The sequence below is a fragment of the Rhodococcus sp. 27YEA6 genome, assembly GCF_044908235.1.
GTDB lineage: Bacteria > Actinomycetota > Actinomycetes > Mycobacteriales > Mycobacteriaceae > Rhodococcus_F > Rhodococcus_F qingshengii.
In genome coordinates this window covers 1-19,380 of record NZ_JBIYCY010000038.1, presented here as the reverse complement: position 1 = coordinate 19,380, position 19,380 = coordinate 1, and the positions used below count along the sequence as shown (strand labels likewise).

Genomic DNA, 19,380 nt, shown 5'->3' with positions numbered 1-19,380 from the left:
TGTCCTGGCTCATTGCATCTGATGCGAACTCAGTGAATCTGATCTTTTAGTACGCCAATGTGATGCGGACTCAGTGCATCTGATGCCAATGTGTCATGAGCGCTGCCCACATCAGGTTGGTTGCGGACGGACGGGAGCGCGGAATTGTCGGTCGGACTGCACGCTGTTGAGGACGCATTCGAAATCGGCTTCGTCGGCTCGGACGGGGCACAGGTTCGGTGTTCGCTGGCGGACGCGGTGGCGGTGCGGTTCGAACGGGTTCCGCCGATCCGATCGATTCCGTCATATCAGGGACAGCGGCACAATCCTGGCTTGTACTGGTCGGCGACGGTGTCGGCGCATGTGGAGTATGAGTCGTGGTTGGAGCGCGACGAGGCACTGGCGCTGGACTTCGATCCCGACGTCGTGGGGATCGCGGCGCAACCGTTCTGGCTGTTCTGGCGCGATGGGCAAAGGAGTCGATCACATGCACCGGATTTCTTCGCCCGCCGCGCCGACGGCACCGGGGTAGTGACCGATTGTCGACCTGCGGCACGGATCAAGCTACGGGATGAGGTCGCGTTCGCTGCGACCGCGCGGGCATGCGCGTCGATGGGCTGGGTTTATCGGCGAGTGAGCGAGCACGATCGGGTCTGGTTGGCGAACGTGCAGTGGCTGGCCGGGTATCGACATCCTCGTCACCGCGTGGAATCGACAGCGGCGACATTGGTGGCGGCGTTCGCAAAACCTCAGCCGCTGATCGGCGGCGCGCGTTCGGCAGGCGATCCGGTGGCCGTATTGCCGGTTCTGCATCACCTGTTGTGGTCGAAGGAGCTGATGGTGGATCTGTCACAGCGGTTGGAGTCGATGTCGATTGTATCGGTGGCGGCGGCGAGATGACGAAGCTGCTGAAGGTCGGAGACCGCATATTTTTCGACGACGACGAGCATCTGGTGGTGGCACTGTCCGGTGTACGGGTGAGGTTGGAAGCGGCAGATGGGACCGCGTCGGTGGTTCTGGTGTCGCATCTGGTGGACTCGCCGGGGTTCGCAATCCTCGGCCAGTCCGACGCCGGGTTCGGGTCGGGTGGACTGGCTGGGCAGAGCCTCGCCGACGTTCCTGCTAATGCCACCGAGCGAGCTCGTGACTGGGAACGACACGTCGTCGAGGTCCAAACCGGGTTGCCGCCCGGAGCGGATCCAGGAGCCACTCCTCGACCCGAGTACGACCCGGCGCGGACCACCATTCGCCAGCGCGAGGCAGCCAAGGCCGCCGAATTGACTGCAGCGGGGTTCCCGACCAGCGCGATCACGGTTCAGCGGATGCGCAGCCGCTATCGTTCCGGCGGCGTGCGCGGGCTGGTCGACGGCAGGGTGACACGGCCGTCGTCGACCTATCGGCGCACTGACGAGCGCGTGGTGGCAGCGGTCCTGGATGCGTTGGACGGGGAAACGAAACGGTCCACCGGAACCCGGGATCGACTGCGCCGGCAGGTAGAAATGCTTCTGGTGCAACGGCACGGTGACGGGGCGGTCGCGATGCCGTCGAAGGCGACATTCAACCGGTTGGTGACAGCGCTGTCGACGGGACAGCACACGTTCGGTTCGGCGAAGACGCGGCGATCCGCGGCGAATCGGCCGACCGGCCCCTTCACCGCGACATGGGCGTCGCGGCCGGGACAACACGTTCAGATCGACACGACACCCTTGGACGTGTTGGCAGTCTTCGACGACGGGAGCGCCCGACGAGTCGAGTTGACCGCAGCGGTCGATGTCGCAACGCGCACGATCGCGGCGGGAGTGCTCCGCCCGGTCGGTACCAAGGCTGTGGATGCATCCATGCTGCTGGCGCGGATGCTGGTACCTGAGCCGATGCGCCCGGGTTGGGCAGAGACGTTGCGGATGTCGGTGTCGCGGTTGCCGTATCGCAGTCTGGCCGACATCGACATCCGTATGGAGCAGGCTGCGGCGAAACCGGTAATCGTCCCGGAGACGATCGGCTGCGACCGCGGAAAGGTCTACCTGTCCGAAACGTTCCTGCGGTCATGTCAGACGCTGGGCATGTCGGTTCAGCCGTCCCATCCGCGCACGCCGACCGACAACAGCGTGATCGAGCGGACATTTTCCTCGATCAACACCCTGTTCTGCCAGTATGTCGCCGGTTACGTCGGCCGCGATGTCGGCCGCCGCGGCGCGCATGTCGAGGACGAAGCTGCGTGGTCGTTGGCGCAACTGCAGGATCTGTTCGACGAGTGGGTGATTCACTGGCAGCGCCGTCCACACGACGGGCTGCGCAGTCCCGACAGCGGTCAGGCGGTGTCACCGAACGAGATGTACGCGGTGCTGGTCAGCGCCGCAGGCTATCTGCCGTTGATGCTCAGCGGTGAGGACTACATCGAACTGCTGCCTTCGCAATGGCGCGCCATCAACGATTACGGGGTGCGCCTCGACCGGCGCACGTACGACGATCGCGGGTTCAATCCCTATCGCCGCCAGCATTCCGGTGTCACCGCGCACAACGGGGCTTGGGAAGTCCGCTACGACCCGTACGACCTGTCGCAGGTGTTCGTTCGTAACCACTACGAAGGTGGTTGGATCCGAGCGACCTGGACGCATCTGCCGATGGTGTCGGCTCCGTTCGCGGACTTTACCTGGCGTCACGCCCGCCAGATCGTCGCCGACGCCGGGCCGACAGCTGAACCGGTGGAGACCGCGACCGCGCGGGCGCTGGCGGATCTGCTGGATCGCGCGTCCGCGGGCCCGGATACGCAGTCGGCGGCCAGGACCAAGGCTGATCGCAAGGTGGCGGCACGTACCCGGGCTGCGGCACCTGAGCGAGCCACTGTCGTGCCGGTCGATCTGCGTGTGCTCGACGGTGGTGACGACTTCGACGAGGACAGCGGCGGTGATGAAGGCGAGCTGGGCACTGTGATCCCGTTCGGTGTCTTCGATGCCGCCGCGGAGGCCGAGAGGTGGCTGTGACCAGCATGAGTGAATTCGACCCGCCACCGGACGCCCCACTGACCACCAAGGAGGGCTGGAATCGCTGGGTTGGCCGTGACCGCTCTGCGCCTGAGCTGCGCGGAGATTGGTGCGAGCTGGCACCGTCCGAACGCGCCGACTACGACGACACCCGGCTGGACTACCACTCCGAACTGATCGTGGTGAACACCCCTGCCATCCAGGACATCACGAAAACCGTTCGGCGGCTGTTGATTCTCAATCGCCGCCAGATATCGGCTCGGCGCGGGCTGATCGTCACCGGCGGCGCGGGTACGGGCAAGACCACCGCGTTGACCCAGTTGGGGCTGGCCCATGAGCTTCGAACGCGTTTGCGCAATCCGGTTCGGGGGACACGGATTCCGGTCGTCTACATCACCTTGCCCCCGGCTGCGACTGCGCGCATGGTCGCGGTCGAATTCGCGCGGTTCCTCGGTCTCCCGGTCACGGGCCGCGCCAATCTCACCGACATCACTAATTCCGTCTGCGCGGTCCTCTGCGACGTCGGCTGCGATCTGGTCCTCGTCGATGAGATCCACAACATTTCGCTGACCACCCGAGCGGGTGCAGAGGTCTCCGATCAACTGAAATACTTCTCCGAGCGCATCCCGGCGACATTCGTCTACGCCGGAATCGACGTCGAACATGCAGGCTTGTTTTCCGGCATCCGCGGCCGCCAGATCGCCGGCCGCTTCGCCACTATTTCCACCCACCCGTTCGCCTACGGCAGCACCGCGCAGCGCGAACACTGGCGCGCTCTCATCGTCACACTCGAGCAAGCGCTCCGCCTGCATCGGCACAAACCCGGCACCCTCGCCCGTCAGGGCCAATATCTCTACCAGCGCACCAACGGCATGCTCGGGAGCCTGTCCCACCTCATCCGGGGAGCTGCCATCGACGCAATCCTCGATGGCAGCGAGAAGGTCACCAAAGCTCATCTCGACGCCCAGCGACTCGACCGCGCCGCCAACATTCAGCCGGAGTTGGCTCCCGGCAAGGGTTCGGCCAAGCGAAGTGGCGTTGCATGACCTCTCGGCGGCGCCTGAGCGGGCAAGCGCGCCCGCTGCCCATTCCCATCCCGCCCTCGATGAACGAGACGATCGAGTCCTACCTACGCAGACTCGCCGTCGTCAACCACATCAGCAACGACGCACTGAAGCGTCACCTCGGGCTCGACCCCACGCGGCTGGGATTACGCATCCGGCTCGGTAACCTCGCCAGGCTCGTCGCCATCACCGGTTATTCACGCGAGCAGCTCACACGCACGCTTCCTCAGTTGTCGAACTGGCACACCGACTCTGCCCGCTTCGCGGACTGGCCGCGACCGGCCTGCCCTGCCTGCACGAACCGTCACCGAGGTGGCCCAGTGACCCGCTACTACCCGTCGTACGTCCATGCCTGCCCGATGCACCAGATCTGGTTCAGCGGTGGGCAATTCGATCGCGGCCGCGTGCTCGATGTCAGCGACACACCAGCAGTCCTGGCCGCTCATTCCAGACATCGGCGCTTGGCGCAACGACGCGGACCGCAACCGACCCAATACGCCTTCGACGTCGCTCGCGGAGTGTGGAACAACCTCGTCTCATTTCCCGCGTGCAGCGGCGTCAAGGAAAGACTCGGCATCCTCCAGCCGAATGCGAGGCGGTTCATCGCCCTCGACGACTGCGAATATTTGGCGGCGAGCTACCCCAACGTCGTCAACACCGCCGCATTGCTGGTCTCACCGCACTGGCGGCGGGTCGCTTCCAGACAGCACACATGCAATCTGTTCCTCACCGAACTCGGATGGCGGACAAGCGGCGAACGGCATCCCTACTGGCCACAGGGCAAAAGCGACCCCATCGTGAAATGGATCGAGGGTCTCACCCGGGCCAGCATCGACTGGAACATGCTCTGACCACTGTCGACTTGACTTGTTGCACTAGAGAGCAGCTTGCCGGCGTGTCTGATGCCGCCATCGCCTGAAAATGAGACAGAAATCGGACATTGTGGGGTTGCGAAAGTCGAATGCAAACAAATTGATATCAATTCTGGCACCATTCATTGATGCTGCGGGCGGGCCTGGGCGCGATCCGAAGTATTCACGGCTTACGCGAGGTTCGCAGACAGACCTATGCGCAGACTGAACCCGGCCTCTTCTCCGGATGCGACATCGACTTGTGGCGCAACCGCTTCGAGGCGATGGCAGATCCGAATAGACTACGAATACTGTGCTGCTTGAGCACTGGGCCCCTGTGCGTCACGGACATGGCCGTGGACAGGAATGACAGCATCGGCGGTCTCGCATGCTGTTCGTATGCTTCATGATCGCAAGATTGTTTCGGACACGAGACGGTCGACAGATGTACTACCGATTGGCGGATGAGTTTATGTGCGTTCTTCTCCGCGGGCAGCGTGTCGTCACGGAGAAATCTCTACTCTGAGCGGTCTCGCATCAGCGCAGTACTCTGTCGTCACCAGGTGAACAGCAGTCCGTCGTTATCGCATCGCGGAACGGCGGGGCGCGCGAAATGCCGACACAGTCACGTGGATTTGTCCGGCCACGCTGCAGCGGAGACGGTAGCCGGAATCAGGAGCAGTGCATACCGGTTCTGACGGGCCAGTCGGCTCGAGACCGAGGTGTGGAACAGAGTGCCGCCGGCCGATACCGCTCCCAGGCGCGGAGCGCCGATCACGATGACGAAGGCCCCGTATGTGTCGGCGATTGTCATCAAATATTGTGCAGGTTCGGCGCGCTGGCAGTCGTAGGTCCAGTTACCGGGGAAGGCGTGCAGTATCGCGAGTGCGCGATCGCGTTGGGCGGTGACAGCCTGGTGGAAGCGATCTTCGTAATAGGGGGAATCGGTTTCGACGGGCATGTCTTCGACGTCGATGCAGTGCACGATATGCAATGCTGCGCCCTGCTTCGCTGCGAAATCCGTGGCGAATGTCAGTGCGTTACTGCTAGGGGCGCCGGAACCGAGGCCGGCAACGATGTGACCTGCGACGGGTAGATGTGAGCGGGTTTCGTGCAGATGACAGGTCAGTGGTGAGTGCGCCGCGTGCGAAATCTTCTGCTGGCTGTTCATGGGGTCTCCTGGAACGGTGGACGACCATCGCATCTGGTGCCGGAAGTCGCAGGCTCGCCCGGAATTCGCAGGCTCGCAAGGGCAGTCGCACTGCCGGGCACCGGGACGGGATGGGTGACGCTTTTCATCCGAGGTGATGGTCAGAGGGGTTGCTGATCGATGAGATCGATTCTCCACCTCCCCTCGAGGTAGATGAGCACCTGGTAGGACCCTGTGGGGACGGTGATCGTCGTTGCGTCCGGGTCGATGTGCAGCATCAGTGGCCGGATGACGGCGTCGTGGGTGACGACGATCAACGGTGTCGAATCGGCGCCCGGTACCGCGAATTCGTCGAGTGCGGGCAGGACACGGGTAAGAACCGTCTCGGACGTCTCCACCCCGGGCGCTGCATCGACGGTGCCCCATTCTGCTAGTACCTCACTCTTACGGTGCCCGGTCCAGAACCCGTAGTCGCGGTCGTTCAAGCGTGCATCGATGCGCTGCTCTATGCCCAGCGCCTCGGCGATGATCTGCGCGGTGCGGACGGCGCGGCGGAGTGGACTGGACAGAACAAGGCTCGCTCCGATATCGCTCAGGGCCCTCGCTACGGCGGCGGCTTGTCGCTCGCCGATCTCGTCGAGCGGTGGATCGGCCAGGCCGCGTAGGCGGCCTTCGGCGTTGAGGGCGGTTTGTCCGTGGCGGACGAGGTAGAGCTGCGAGGTCATGACGAGTCCTCTCTCATCGGTTCTTCGATGTCAACGACATTCGGCGCGTCGATGCCATTACGTAGCCATCGGCCGGTCACCAAGCGGAACCCGGCAGGGATGTGAGAGCCGACATGAACCGCGAGAATGGCGGTGGCGGCGGCGAGGAAGCTGGCAATCACGTCGCTGGGGTAGTGCACCCCCAGATACAGGCGTGATGCGGCGACGGTGAGGGCGAACAGGACTGCGAGAAGACGGGCGCCCCTGCGCAGTGCCGAGCGTGAGTGTGCGGTCAGCAGAACAATGATGCCGACACCCGCCGCTGCCACGGCGGTATGTCCAGAGGGGAACGACCAGTGTGTGTCCGGCGTCATCGCCCACAACGACACCGGAGGCCGGGGCTCCCGGATTGCATACTTGGCGACGGTCGAGACGATCAGTGTTCCCGCCATGATCGCCAGAACGAGGATCGCGTCCGAGCGGCGCCGACGCATCCCGAGCCAGGCTGCGAGAACGAAGACGACGCCGACTCCGACCGCAGGTTGCGCACAATCGGTCACCACCTCAGCCAACACGACGCCCCACGATGTGCGGTGGCGTTCGATCCCTTCGTCGAGATCCAGTCCGTGCTCGATGACCCACGTCTTCGAGAAGACACCGACGACGAGCAACACGGCAAAACAGGTGATCGCCGCGATCAGCGGCCGGATCCACGGTTGGCCAGGGGTATCGGGGTGGTGGGACACGAAAGGAACCGTCCGATCGGAGGATGAATTCAGGAAGGGGAACGACTGGTGTGAGATCGAATGTGTGTGGTGCCGATCAGGCACACGACAGCGAGAATTTGAATGGTGACGACGGTGCCGATCAAGATCGGGATCGAGACTTCGTAGAGGAGTCCGGTCAAGGCCCCGCCCACGGCGGTGGCGACTCCGATGATCGCGGCGTAAAGACCGTAGGCGGTGGCACGGCGAGGTGGTGGGACGAGGTCGGCGACGACCGCGCGCAGCGTCGACTCCTGCACGCCGACGGCCGCTCCCCATACCAGCGCGCCGGCGATCACCGCGACCACGGAGTCGGTGAATGCCAGCACAGGCACGAGAGCGGCAAGGACGGGAAGACTACCGAGTACTTTCGCGCCGACCTTGTCGTATGCCCATCCTGTTACCAGTGCAGCGACAGCGTCGGCGCCCATCGCCGCGGCATACACGAGCGGGACGGCAGCCGCGGGCAGGATATTGCGAGCGACCAGATGGAAGGAGAGCACCCCGAAGGTGGCGAATCCGATCATCGTCGCGGCAGAGAACCCGGAATAGACCCAGAACGATTCGGGCAGAGACTGCCACCAGTGGGTTCGAGGGGCGTGGGCGAGATGATCGGGGTTGGTCTCCTCACCTGGCTCGGTGCGGTGGGGAATTTCGTAGAGCACCGGGTCGGGGACGCGGGCTCGCAACCACACCAGCATCGCGATTACTCCCACGCCCGGTAGCGCCAGAATCCCCAATGCAGGCCCGTAGTCTCCGCCGGTGATTGCCAGGACGAGAGCGACCACCAGCGGACCGATCAGCGCGCCGACTTGATCGAGTGCTTCGTGGACGGCGAAACCGCGACCGCGGCCGGTCGCAGCGGTGGCGTGGGAGAGGAGAGTGTCCTTTGCGGGGCTTCGGACGGCTTTGCCGACGCGTTCGGCGATGACCAATGCACATGCCACCCAGAGTGTTCCCGCGATGCCGAGCAACGGAACTGTCACCACGGTCAGGGCATAGCCGGAGATGGTCCATGTCCAGAATTTGCGGGTTCGGTCCGCTAGCGGACCTGAAACCAGTCGGAGCATCAGGGCTGCGGCTTCACCGATACCGGTGACGATGCCGACGACCAGGGCGGTGGCACCGAGTGAGGCGAGTAGCGGCCCGGTGATCGAACGGGCGCCCTCGTACACGAAGTCTGCGAGCAAGCTGACCGTGCCGAACGCGACGATGAATCGCCACGGTGTCAACGGTATGCGGGTAGCAGTGCTGGTTATTTCCTGCCCATCGGTCCGATCAGGCACTAGGTGTGTGTCCTTCCGTCATTCTCTGTCCTCGATGGCGGAGCAGCCATCACGGTGTGGCCGTCCATCCGGAGAACCGGGCCTGCGCCGGAATCATCAACAGCGGCCGGTGGCCTTTGTGGATCAGGTGCGCGGACACCGACTCACCGGACACCCGTTCCATCATCGAGACGAAGCCGCGCCGCGGAGTGCCGATGATGATCATCAGCGCGTCGTGACGCTCGGCGATCGAGATCAGTAGCCGCATCGGATCCTCGTGGGTGCAGTCGTACGACCAGTTCCCGGGCAGCGGTGCGAGCATCGCGCACGCCTCGCTACGTTCGGATTCGAGTCCGTCGGCGAGTTCCCTCTCGTAGTTGGGGGAATCTGGATCGATGGGGAGATCGTTCGGGTCGACACTGTGCGCCACGTGCACACCGGCATTGATGCGCAGCGCGAAGTCGACCGCGAACCGCAATGCCGAATGGGAGCCGGCATTGCGGTCGAAGCCGACCACCAGATGACACGCCGGCGCAGGCACTGCCGGTGGCCCGTCGATATGCAGCGGTTCGAGTGACCTCAAGTTCTCGGTGAACCGGTGACGTGCGTCTTTGCTCATCGTGTTCTCCTCACAGTCCCGCCAACGCGAGACCTGCGGCGCCGGCCGTCACGGTCAGGGCCAGAGTCCCGACCGCATTACCGAAAGCGGGCCAATAGCGTTGGCGTTGAATCAGCCGCACCGTTTCGAAACTTGCCGTGCTGAAGGTGGTGTACCCGCCGCAGAACCCGACTCCGACGATCAACTGCAGCTCGCGCGAGGCGCCGTGGAAGAGGACGGCTCCGGTGACCAGTCCCAGGATCAAGGAGCCGGTGATGTTGATGATCACTGTGGCCCAGGGGAATTCGGCACTACGCCGGGTTCGGATCGCCCCGTCGAGAACGAACCGGCTCACCGCGCCGGCGCTACCGGCGAGTGCAATCCACAGTGTGATCACCGCCCGTCCTCCTTGAGTTGGGTCTGGATCCGTGCCCCGGCCGCGATTCCGGCGGCGGTTGTGAGGAGACCGACCGCCACACTGGCCACCGCGTAGAGAACCGCGGACCACAGGTGGTGATCACGGAGAAGCAGATCGGTGTCCACGGCGAGGGTGCTGTAGGTGGTGAACGAGCCGAGCACACCGGTGCCGACACACAACCGCACCCGCCGGAGCCACCCGGCGTCTTCACCGAGGCGGGTGAGGGCTTCGAGCAACAATCCCAACAGCAGGGCGCCGGCGATGTTGATCGCGAACGTCGTCCACGGGAATTGTCCGGCCGAGGTGGGGAACGCGACGCCCAGTCCGTAGCGCAGCGGCGCGCCGAGCAGCCCACCTGCGGCGACGGCGGCGATGGCCGAGGGGCGCACATGCAGCGGCCCCGGCTCGCGGGGAACGGAATCGGGGTCGACCGGCAGCGTCGGTGCGGGATCGGTGGGGCGGGTCACAGGCACAGTCCTTCCACGGTGGGAAGGAGCCATCAGCCCCGGGAGTGGGGCGGTTCAGACAACCCTCCGGAGGGTGTGTCTAGGCGGAGATCCATCGCCTGTCATTGATGAATATATCCTGACTGGGCCGCGGCTGTCGCCTCCGGGACACTCGAGCCTCACGACCCCACTCCTCTCGTGAACGAATTCGTCGCCGGCGGGTGCCGGCTTCGGCTCGCTCCATTCCCCCATCGCGGCGTAACGTGAAATCCACGATCATGGCGGTGGGGCTCGCCATAACCGCATTTCGCACCCGACGGAGCGGAACGCCAACGGTCCCTGGTCCAGCACACAACGCTGGCCGGGACTCCTACCCACGAGGTGTCGGTAGCCGGTCAGCGGCAACCACATCCCGAGGGGGACCCGATGTCTGTCACATTCTCGACCATTCGCGCGGTGGAAATCCTGGATTCACGCGGAAATCCGACCCTATCGGTGACCGCGGAACTCTCCGATCGGACCGTCGTCTGCGCCGGTGTCCCCTCCGGAGCCTCGACCGGAACCCGGGAAGCGGTGGAACTGCGCGATCACGATCGCGCCCGCTTCCACGGCCGCGGAGTCTCGCGGGCGCTCGCCCACGTCAACGGCCCCATCGCAGATGCGCTGACCGGCAGAGTCTTCGAAACACTCGCCGACGTCGATCGTGTGATGATCCGACTCGACGGAACCGCCGACAAATCACATCTCGGTGCCAATGCCATCGTCGGTGTCTCCATCGCCGCGGCCCGCGCCTTCGCCGCCAGTGCGAAGCAACCGTTGTGGCGCGCGCTGACCCCGGACGGTGTGCAGCCGCGGCTACCGGTACCGCATTTCAACGTCGTCAACGGTGGCCGCCACGCCCCGAACGCCCTGCAGTTCCAAGAATTCATGATCGCCCCCCTCGGTGCCCCATCGATGGCCGATGCCGTGCGGGCCGGATCGGAAATTTATGCCGACCTCCGAAGCTCGCTCGAACACCGCAACCTCGCAACAGGTCTCGGCGACGAAGGCGGCTTCGCGCCCGAGGTGGCATGGCCGGAAGAAGTGCTCACCCTGCTCGTCGATGCGATCAAGAAGGCCGGCTACATCCCCGGGCTCGGCGACGTGGCGATCGCGTTGGATCCGGCGGCGAGCGAATTCCACACCCACGACTTCTACGAGGTTTCCGGGCAACACGTCACCAGCGCCGAGATGATCAGCCGGTACGAACGTCTGGTCGACGAATACCCCATCTGGAGCATCGAAGACGGATTGAGCGAAGGCGACCTCGACGGGTGGAAACACCTCACCACCACCCTCGGCGATCGGATCCAGATCGTCGGTGACGACAACTTCGTCACCAACCCGGCCATCATCACCGACGCCATCGCCGCCGGTGTGGGCAACGCGGCCCTGATCAAGGTCAACCAGATCGGCACCGTCACCGAAACCCTCGAGGCGCTGAAAATATGTCGAGACGCCGGATACGGGGCGATGATCTCGCACCGCTCCGGCGAAACCGACGACACCTTCATCGCCGACCTCGCCGTCGCATCCGGATGCGGCCAGATCAAATCCGGTGCGCCCGCCCGCGGGGAACGGGTCGCGAAGTACAACCGCCTCCTGCAGATCGCCGACGCCAACCCCCGCCTGCGCTACGGGCTACCGTCGTGACGGAGGCGTCTCGACCTGCCGACCCACCGAACTCCGAACCGACCGACAGTCGCTGGTTGACCCCGGGAGTGCTCGGGGTGGGTGGGGCGTCCCTGTTCAGCGACGCCAGCCACGAACTGGTCACCAGCCTGCTCCCGACGTTCCTCACCTCCACCCTGCATGCCGGCCCGGGGGCGCTCGGAGCGATCGACGGCACCGCGGACGCGTTGACCGGGCTCGCCAAGCTCGCTGGCGGCCCGTTGTCGAACGACCCTGCCCGCAGGTCCAGGCTGGCCGCCTCCGGCTATGTCGGCACTGCGATCGCCACCGCCGCGATCGGGCTGACCACCGCGGTGTGGCAGGTGGCGTTCCTGCGCTCGTTCGCGTGGATCTCACGAGGGGTGCGTTCACCCGCCCGCGACATGCTGCTGACCTCGCTCTCGCGTGACGACTCGTACGGGCGGGCATTCGGTGTCGAGCGTGCGGGCGATAATGCCGGGGCGATCATCGGGCCGTTGGCGGCATCGATCCTGGTCGCCGTCGTCGGTGTCCGGCATGCGATGGTCCTCTCGATCGTTCCGGGCATCCTCGCGGCGGTGGCGATCCTGATCGCCGCCCGCGAAGCCAAACGCTCCCTCGGTGAACCAGCCGGCCGGCGGACCCTCACACTGAACCTGCGGGAGCTGCGGGAAGTGGGGTTCGCCCGCACATTGACGCCGGTGGCAATGTTCGAACTCGGCAATCTCGCCACCACCCTGCTGATCCTGCGGGCGACGGATCTCCTGCAGAGCGGAGGTCGGGATCTCACTGCGGCCACCAGCCTGGCGATCCTGCTCTACGTCGCACACAACGCCGCCGCTACGGTGTGTTCGCTTGTCGCCGGGCAACTCTCGGACCGCATCGGCCCGCGGCTGGTGTTCGCGAGTAGCGCGCTCGTCTACGTGGCGGGGTATCTGGTGTTCGCTGTCGGTCCGCACGCGTGGCCACTGCTTCTGTTGGGGTTCGTTCTCGCAGGTCTCGGGATCGGCGCGGCCGAGACGGCCGAATCGACAGCGGTCGCGAAGACGTTGCCGGAGGGTCTGCGCGGCAACGGTTTCGGGGTTCTCGGCTTGGTGCAGGCGTTCGGTGACATGGGTTCGACGGTCATCGCCGGGATCTTGTGGTCGCTGATCTCGCCGATGGTGGCGTTCGGGTACGTGGCGGCGTGGATGTTCGCGTCGGTGCTCGCATCGCCGCTGCTGCAACCCCGTGACCGCCGCAACTGGACAACGGCATGACCGGGCGACGCTGCGCAGGTACTCGAATCATGCGCTGAGACAAGGACCGAGGGCCGCGTACACCAGCTATCGACGATCTGCCGCACCCCTGCGCGACAAGCGACTCCGAAAAGAGCGAACCACCGGCGGGCAGCGGTTCTCAGCAAATACACAGCGCCATCGGTGAAGACTGCGCACGGAGAGGCCGGTGACGGGCGGCTGGTGCACACAGTGGTGACGGCATCGCGTACCGGGATGGGCAATCGTGGACGATCCGCCACGGGAGTGGGCAGTCGAGTTCTCCGGCGGCCGATTCGCCGGACCGGGTGCTGCGACAAACCGGCGCAACCGACTGACGACGACAGACGAACGAGGACATGAACACACACAATCTTGCGCTCGACGGATCCGGAATCGACGGATCGTCGTATATCGACGTGACCGATTTCGCCCGAGACACACCGTGGCTCAACGAGCCGATGTATCTGTACACCAGCATCGGCATCGCCTTCTTCGGTGTGCTGATCATCGCTGCGTGGTGGAAAGCCCGGCGCGAAGACTCGGCGACCATGGCCGCCGTCGTGGCCGCACCCATCGCCGCGGTCGCCGCGTACCTGGTCAACGACGCGGTCAAAGGGGTGGTCGAGGAGCCGCGGCCCTGCAACTCCTATCCAACTGCGTTCATTCTCGAAAAGTGTCCACCTCTGGCGGACTATTCGTTTCCCAGTAACCACACCGTCGTCGCCGCCGCGGTCGCCGCCGCCCTGTTTTTCGTCAGCTGGCGATGGGGCACGGTGGCAGCGGTGGCCGCCGCCTTGATGGCCTTCTCTCGCGTCTACGTCGGTGCCCACTACCCCCACGACGTCATCGCCGGTCTTGTCGTGGGATTCGTCGTTGGTCTGGTCACCGCACTAGTACTGCGCAAGTATGTGACCGCACTCGTCGAAAAACTCTCGACCGGGCCGCTTCGTCCTCTACTTTCAGGGGCCACTGCGCCCGAACAACCGGAGCACAACGCAATCACCATCACGATGCAAGGTCGGCGTCGAGCAGTGGGCCCGACTAAACAGTGAACAACTCTTCGCCGACCCGGCTAAACCCAGGTAAGAGCACGCCACTCCCGTCGAGAATCGCATCTTTCGTGTCAGGTAGCAGTCAGATCAGAGACGAATGCTCGAGGCGCACTCCGAAGATTCGCTGGTAGAGGTCCTCGCCGAAACTGGTGGGCAACGGTGCGCCCGGGATGATCCGGAAGGTGCGCTCCCCGTCCGGTCTCCGTTCGGCGCGGAGGAAGAGAGTGGTGTCGCTGGCCTCGGTGTGGAGGCTGTCGGCGAGGTCGAACATGTGGGTCACGAAGAAGACGGTGGTTCCGGTGTCCACCAGCCCGTGAAGGATCGAACTCGCTATCTGCGAGCCTTCACGTTCGTTGGTGGAGGCGAAGGATTCGTTGCACAGCAACATCGCGTTCGTCGGCATCAGGTCGATAGTCCGGCTCATCCGGTGAAGTTCCTCGTCGAGTTTGCCGCGCTGCATGGCGGCGTCTTCTTCCCTCTTGAAATGGGTGTAGACGCCGGGGCGCGCAGTGGCCCGCATCGATTGTGCGGGCGCGAACAGTCCGGCTTGCATCATCAGTTGGGTAAGCCCGACGCTGCGCAGGAATCTCGACTTCCCACCCTGGTTGGCGCCCGTGATCATCACCAGTGTGTTCCCGTCGGCGGCGATGTCGTTGCCCACCACACGATCTTCGGCGGTCAGGCTCAGTGCCACGTCGTACATTCCGGTGCAGGTGAACACGGTTTCTCCGGGGCGCGTGGGTTCGGGGAAACAGATGGGTTCGTCGAGTGCGGCGAGGTGCCGGGCGAGATTCAGGGCGCCGATGTAGAAGCCGAGTTCTGTGCGCAGCATCCGAAAGAAGCTCAGGATGTGGTCGGCGGATTGGGCGAGGGCGTTAGCGACGAGGATTACCCCTTGTCCCTTCAGATCGCCCAGTGCCTGTGCGCCGGCGATATCGCGGTCGGCGATCTCGAAGCTGTAGGAGACCGGCTCCTGCATCGCGAAAATCCGTTCCCACCACCGCCGATGAGGCGGTTCGTGGAGAACGTATCTCTCACCTTTGTTGCCCTCGCCCAGGGTGGCACTGAGCAGCGCACCTTGAGGAAAGTGCAACTGCTCGAGTTGGTCCCGCGCGCTACGGAAGAAGGTGTCGTCGAGTTCACGGGCGAGCGTGGTGAACAGTGTCGTGAACCCCTCCGATGTGAACTCCGCGGAATGTTCGGCTCCGATGTTCTTGAGTCGGGCAAGCATGTCGAGGAACATCTCGAGTACCTCAATGGATCGGTGCAGGACCGGATCGGGGGAATGGATCAGCAGTGGATAGTACTGCTTGTGTTCGCGTTCGATCGCCTCGACGGCAAGCTGGTACATCTGCGTGACCACGGCGGGCTGCGCGAAGCAGTCGCGCAGTATCTGTTGCCGGTAGATGATGGCATCCGGGTCGGTCACTGTCGTCAGCAGCGCGGCGTCGGCCACACCGCGCAGGAAAGAATCACCTTCGGCCATTGCATCGAGCATGGTGTCGAGTTCGAGGTCTTTCCTCAGATCGGTGGCGTGAGAGGGTAGTTCGGTTCCGGCGGCGAAGTCGCGGCTGCGGTACATCAGGTGTGCTTTCATGATCGACGTTCCTTCACCTGCTGGTAGGTCAGGCGGTACTTTTCTGCGAGCGTGAGGGCATACGCCAGGCCGTCCGCGCGCTGGCGGACGAGGGTGAAGGTGCGATGCGCCGGATCGTCGGGGTCGACGGCGGCGACCATGCTGACGGTGGCCTCGTTCAGCCTCGACAACTCGTCGACGAACGTGACGTACACACCGAGCATGCCGCGGTCGATGATCCGGTTGAGCACGGCGCCGCCGAGAAGACGGGCGTCCTTGACGGTGGTGGAGGTGAAGGTTTCGTTCATGATGACGATGCTCTCGCTGGTGGCCTGGTCGAGAATGTCGTGAATCCGCTCGAGTTCGTCCTGGAGTTTGCCGCTGAGGTTGGTGATGACCTCCTCGCGTTCGAAATGTGTGAACAGGTGATCGTAGAGATGCAATCGGGCCCGGTGGCCAGGGACAAGGCAGCCCAGGCGGCCCAGGTAGTGCATTTGTCCGAAGGTGCGCGCGAAGGTGGTCTTGCCGCCCTGATTGGGTCCACTGACCACGATGACGCGTTCTCGGCCCGTCAGTGCGAAGTCGTTGCACACCACCGCTCGTTCGGGAACAAGGCGTTCGGCGAGCGCGATATCGAATGTGTCGAACGCGCTGACCTCATGGGACCGATCGGTGACGTGGGGGTAGCAGAACTGCAGGCCGGCGTGTTCGAACCGGTCGAGGTAGTCGAGATAGACGAGGTAGAACTGGATCTCGCGGTCGAAGTCGTCGATGACCCGGTCGAGGAATCCACGGTTGTGCTGACAGAACTGGTTCAGTTCTGCGAACTCGCGGGGATGTAGTCGGGCGAGAAGATCCAGTACGTGCGCTTCGACGTGGTTCAACCCCCACCCGGCGGTGTTGCGGAGATGGTGCTCACGCACCTCGCCTTGCTTGAACTTCTCGAATGTTCTCTCCACCTCAGTGCTGTAGTCCGATTCGCCGTCATATCTTCGGACCGTGATGCGGTCACCCTTGATGATCAGGCAGTACCGGATGCCCGACAGTGCCCGCTCGACATTGTCCAGATCACCTCGCAGCGTGGAGAACTCCGGGCCCTGGAGATAATCGGCGAGGTAGTCGCGGAATCTACGCAGACCCGACGATCGTAGGGACAGAACAGTGAGGTTGTCGGACAAGCGGGTAGTGGCCACGGCGAAAACGCGGACAGCCATGAGAAACCAGGCCTGCTGTTCGCGGGGGTAGTACCGCTTACGGGCACGGGCGAGGTGTGTGCGCATCTCGTGCATCCCGGCCGCGAACTCGTCGACCGCCGACCGCACCTCCTCCATCTGCACGTCGCGGAAGACCTCGTGTCGGTAGGTGATCGCCGCGGTATCGGTCAGGGCCGTGTGGAAGAACTGCTCGAGGTCGTACTCCTCGTGGCCGGCGACGATCGATGTCACGACCTGCTCGAGGTTCAGATCGCCGAAGAACTCGGGCGGATTCGTCTCGAGAGGTGGTGCGGTTGCGGGGTTTTCGAAGAGGATGCTGCGAAAACTCTCGGCTGTCATAGCTGCCGCGTCGTCGTCGGGTGCGTACGTGCGATGAATGGCGTCGACATTGTGCATTGGAAGGGGCGGTCGGACGTTCATCCGGATCTCCTCTCGGTCAGTCGACCGAGCTGTTAGATCCTCGTGATCAGTGCGGCCCCGGTCAGCATCGAATATCTGACCAGGAACCGTTGGCTCCACCCGTACGGATGCCGGATGAGCGCACATTGTGGCGAGTCCCACCGCCATGCAAGCTAACTATCAGAATACTCCGTGTCGATCCTGCCTGACCAGCATGCGGTCACCGAACCCGCGTCGAAGAACTCGAAATCCCGTGCCGTGCAGAAGAACAGCACATGTGAGCGCAGGATGCGCGGACGAGCCGACCCTGTCTGATTCCGAGGCACACGAGCAGGCGGACATCGGAAGTGAGGACTGCTATGGCGGCGGTTCGATCGCCGCGGCACCCCTCACGCGGTATACGACGGAAGGACACCGTCGGGAAGGTCCTCCGGCGTTGAAAACCCGGGAGCCGACGCCGCGGATTGCCCTCGACAACTCCACCGGTGACGACCGAGATCGGCGAGGTTCACCACGACCATGTTGTTGTCGATCGGATCATGGTTGCGGCCCAGACCGTCGATGAGCGTTCGATAACCTGTGCCGTGCAGCAGTGCCTGGTGACGGTGGTGGAAATGGCCGTGCCACAGGCGTGCCGGTTGCACGTGATCGACGATCTCCCGTAATCGTTGCCGATTGGCTTCCGACGCGGCCAATTCCCGTGGTGGGAAGCCGTACCGATCGCGCTGCATTCCGGGAACCGGAATTCCGGCCGGGCAGTCATGACAGAACATGACATCCGCGAGGCCACCGGTGATCGCCGCGTCCATCTCGCCGGTGTCGATCGTTTCCTGCGGCCACCACGACGTGCCCTCGATCCGTAAGAACCGATCGATGGAGTACGCGCCACCCATCGCCAGGCATGTCGTCGATCCCCACGACCACCGCAATCCACGGGGCAGATGCACGATCCGTTCTCGCAGGTACCGAAGACCGTCCGGTGCGACGGGACGCGCCAACAGCGCGTCGAACGCTTCATGATTGCCGTCCACGAAACCCAGGACCAGATCGAACTCGGTGAGAGCAGCGTCGAGTGCATCGAGGTAGGCGTCGGTGAAGCGATACCCGAAGTCGCCGAGATGGACTACCACGTTCGCATTGCGTTTGGCTGCATGTTCGATCGCCTCGACCGCATATCGAGTGTCGGCATGCCAGTCCCCTGCAATCGCAATACGGTTGGGAGAGTTGAGGAATCGTCCCGTCGTGGGCTGGTGAGCTGTGTACATAGCGGAACCTTCGGCCGTGATCTCTGCTGTTCGAAGAATGGTGAAGTTCCGAGCGGTCCTGCGCGTCGACGACGCCCCGAAAGGTGTCGACGATGCCGAGAATCGGCAGCCACACCGTCGCGGTATTTTCCGGTGCCTTCACCGATGCGATGCGGCAGAGCGGCCTACCTTTCCGAGCGATACGTCGCTCGATTCGAGGTAGGGACCGTTGGCGGCGCGAACACCGCATTTGGTGGTGGGCCCCACCACCACTGTTCCGGTCAACTTTACTCCCGCCGGCGTACGTTCCCATACTGCAGTGTGGACGAAACCGCCGAACTCGAAGGTGATGTAGACACGCCACCGTCGAATCGTCACCAAGCCAGGTGTGGTGTGCGGCACCATCTAACCGAGCGTGAAATTACCGATGTCTCCCCGACCTCGTCTCGGTTGTACCCGACGTTCTCGACGAGACCTCACTTACCCAACCCCACGAGTACAGGCAACGCATGTTGAACCGCCGCCCGGCAAGTTCGAAAACCTTGATGTGGCCCGGTGTCGAGATGTGGCGAGGATCGACGGAACTCGCTGCACCTTAAGGACGGCCTTGGCGCTTCTACGCGCCTCAGGTACTTTGAGCCGCACCGAATCCCGCCGGCTCAACCAAAATGATTCCTCCCAGGTCGATGCCGCGGAGAAACATCAGATTCAATGAGTCTGAACACGA

18 protein-coding genes and 1 riboswitch are annotated in these 19,380 nt (G+C 63.8%); of the genes, 7 read left to right on the top strand and 11 right to left on the bottom strand.

Going from position 1 to position 19,380, the window contains the following annotated elements; translation table 11 throughout:
- Positions 1-144 precede the first annotated feature (144 nt).
- Genes ABH939_RS32500 through ABH939_RS32485 form a run of 4 tightly spaced genes read left to right on the top strand, consistent with a single transcriptional unit; the run spans position 145 to position 4,875 of the window.
- Positions 145-879, top strand: coding sequence for a TnsA-like heteromeric transposase endonuclease subunit (locus tag ABH939_RS32500; RefSeq protein WP_182262169.1), 735 nt, complete (start codon positions 145-147; stop codon positions 877-879).
- The gene (locus ABH939_RS32495) at positions 876-2,960 is read left to right on the top strand and encodes a Mu transposase C-terminal domain-containing protein (RefSeq protein ID WP_064075566.1); all 2,085 of its coding nucleotides are present in this window, start codon (positions 876-878) and stop codon (positions 2,958-2,960) included. The genes ABH939_RS32500 and ABH939_RS32495 overlap by 4 nt, the downstream gene beginning before the upstream one ends.
- A gap of 5 nt (positions 2,961-2,965) precedes the next feature.
- Positions 2,966-4,006 carry a TniB family NTP-binding protein gene (locus tag ABH939_RS32490; protein ID WP_064233800.1) on the top strand — a complete coding sequence of 347 codons (1,041 nt, stop codon included), beginning with the start codon at positions 2,966-2,968 and terminating at the stop codon, positions 4,004-4,006.
- Positions 4,003-4,875 carry a TniQ family protein gene (locus tag ABH939_RS32485; protein ID WP_064074700.1) on the top strand — a complete coding sequence of 291 codons (873 nt, stop codon included), beginning with the start codon at positions 4,003-4,005 and terminating at the stop codon, positions 4,873-4,875. The genes ABH939_RS32490 and ABH939_RS32485 overlap by 4 nt, the downstream gene beginning before the upstream one ends.
- A gap of 625 nt (positions 4,876-5,500) precedes the next feature.
- On the opposite strand, the gene ABH939_RS32480 is transcribed toward ABH939_RS32485, so the two are convergent.
- From ABH939_RS32480 to ABH939_RS32450, 7 genes are all read right to left on the bottom strand, one after another.
- Positions 5,501-6,046, bottom strand: a complete 546-nt coding sequence (locus tag ABH939_RS32480; protein WP_064074703.1) for a universal stress protein — start codon at positions 6,044-6,046, stop codon at positions 5,501-5,503.
- Positions 6,047-6,186: 140 nt separating this feature from the next.
- Positions 6,187-6,750, bottom strand: coding sequence for a histidine phosphatase family protein (locus ABH939_RS32475; RefSeq protein ID WP_064074698.1), 564 nt, complete (start codon positions 6,748-6,750; stop codon positions 6,187-6,189).
- A complete protein-coding gene (locus tag ABH939_RS32470; protein ID WP_064074697.1) occupies positions 6,747-7,475 on the bottom strand; it encodes a phosphatase PAP2 family protein in 729 nt (242 codons plus the stop codon). Before ABH939_RS32470 ends, ABH939_RS32475 begins: the two co-directional genes overlap by 4 nt.
- Positions 7,476-7,504: 29 nt before the next feature.
- Complete coding sequence (locus ABH939_RS32465) at positions 7,505-8,779, bottom strand: MFS transporter (RefSeq protein WP_371736607.1); 1,275 nt, start codon at positions 8,777-8,779, stop codon at positions 7,505-7,507.
- A 49-nt stretch (positions 8,780-8,828) separates the two neighbouring features.
- Positions 8,829-9,377, bottom strand: a complete 549-nt coding sequence (locus tag ABH939_RS32460; RefSeq protein WP_064074696.1) for a universal stress protein — start codon at positions 9,375-9,377, stop codon at positions 8,829-8,831.
- A gap of 10 nt (positions 9,378-9,387) precedes the next feature.
- Positions 9,388-9,753 carry a fluoride efflux transporter CrcB gene (gene crcB / locus ABH939_RS32455; protein WP_064074695.1) on the bottom strand — a complete coding sequence of 122 codons (366 nt, stop codon included), beginning with the start codon at positions 9,751-9,753 and terminating at the stop codon, positions 9,388-9,390.
- The gene (locus ABH939_RS32450; RefSeq protein WP_064074694.1) at positions 9,750-10,274 is read right to left on the bottom strand and encodes a CrcB family protein; all 525 of its coding nucleotides are present in this window, start codon (positions 10,272-10,274) and stop codon (positions 9,750-9,752) included. Before ABH939_RS32450 ends, crcB begins: the two co-directional genes overlap by 4 nt.
- Positions 10,258-10,349: riboswitch (Fluoride riboswitch) on the bottom strand. It overlaps the preceding gene by 17 nt.
- A gap of 297 nt (positions 10,350-10,646) precedes the next feature.
- Between ABH939_RS32450 and eno the strand changes: the two genes are divergently transcribed.
- The 3 genes from eno to ABH939_RS32435 all read left to right on the top strand — a co-directional run bounded on the left by eno (position 10,647) and on the right by ABH939_RS32435 (position 14,220).
- Positions 10,647-11,912, top strand: a complete 1,266-nt coding sequence (gene eno, locus ABH939_RS32445; RefSeq protein ID WP_064074693.1) for a phosphopyruvate hydratase — start codon at positions 10,647-10,649, stop codon at positions 11,910-11,912.
- Positions 11,909-13,168 (top strand): MFS transporter, encoded by a 1,260-nt coding sequence (locus tag ABH939_RS32440; protein ID WP_064074692.1) that lies wholly within the window; start codon positions 11,909-11,911, stop codon positions 13,166-13,168. Before eno ends, ABH939_RS32440 begins: the two co-directional genes overlap by 4 nt.
- 356 nt (positions 13,169-13,524) lie before the next feature.
- Positions 13,525-14,220 (top strand): phosphatase PAP2 family protein, encoded by a 696-nt coding sequence (locus ABH939_RS32435; protein WP_064074691.1) that lies wholly within the window; start codon positions 13,525-13,527, stop codon positions 14,218-14,220.
- A gap of 82 nt (positions 14,221-14,302) precedes the next feature.
- Here the strand turns inward: ABH939_RS32435 and ABH939_RS32430 are convergent, their stop codons facing one another.
- From ABH939_RS32430 to ABH939_RS32415, 4 genes are all read right to left on the bottom strand, one after another.
- Positions 14,303-15,817 (bottom strand): MutS-related protein, encoded by a 1,515-nt coding sequence (locus ABH939_RS32430; RefSeq protein WP_064074690.1) that lies wholly within the window; start codon positions 15,815-15,817, stop codon positions 14,303-14,305.
- Positions 15,814-17,430, bottom strand: a complete 1,617-nt coding sequence (locus ABH939_RS32425; RefSeq protein WP_197486185.1) for a MutS-related protein — start codon at positions 17,428-17,430, stop codon at positions 15,814-15,816. Before ABH939_RS32425 ends, ABH939_RS32430 begins: the two co-directional genes overlap by 4 nt.
- Positions 17,431-17,798: 368 nt before the next feature.
- A complete protein-coding gene (locus tag ABH939_RS32420) occupies positions 17,799-18,674 on the bottom strand; it encodes a metallophosphoesterase (protein ID WP_064074689.1) in 876 nt (291 codons plus the stop codon).
- A 138-nt stretch (positions 18,675-18,812) separates the two neighbouring features.
- Entirely contained in the window at positions 18,813-19,058 is a 246-nt protein-coding gene (locus ABH939_RS32415) for a hypothetical protein (protein ID WP_064074688.1), read from the bottom strand.
- Between the last annotated feature and the right edge of the window lie 322 nt (positions 19,059-19,380).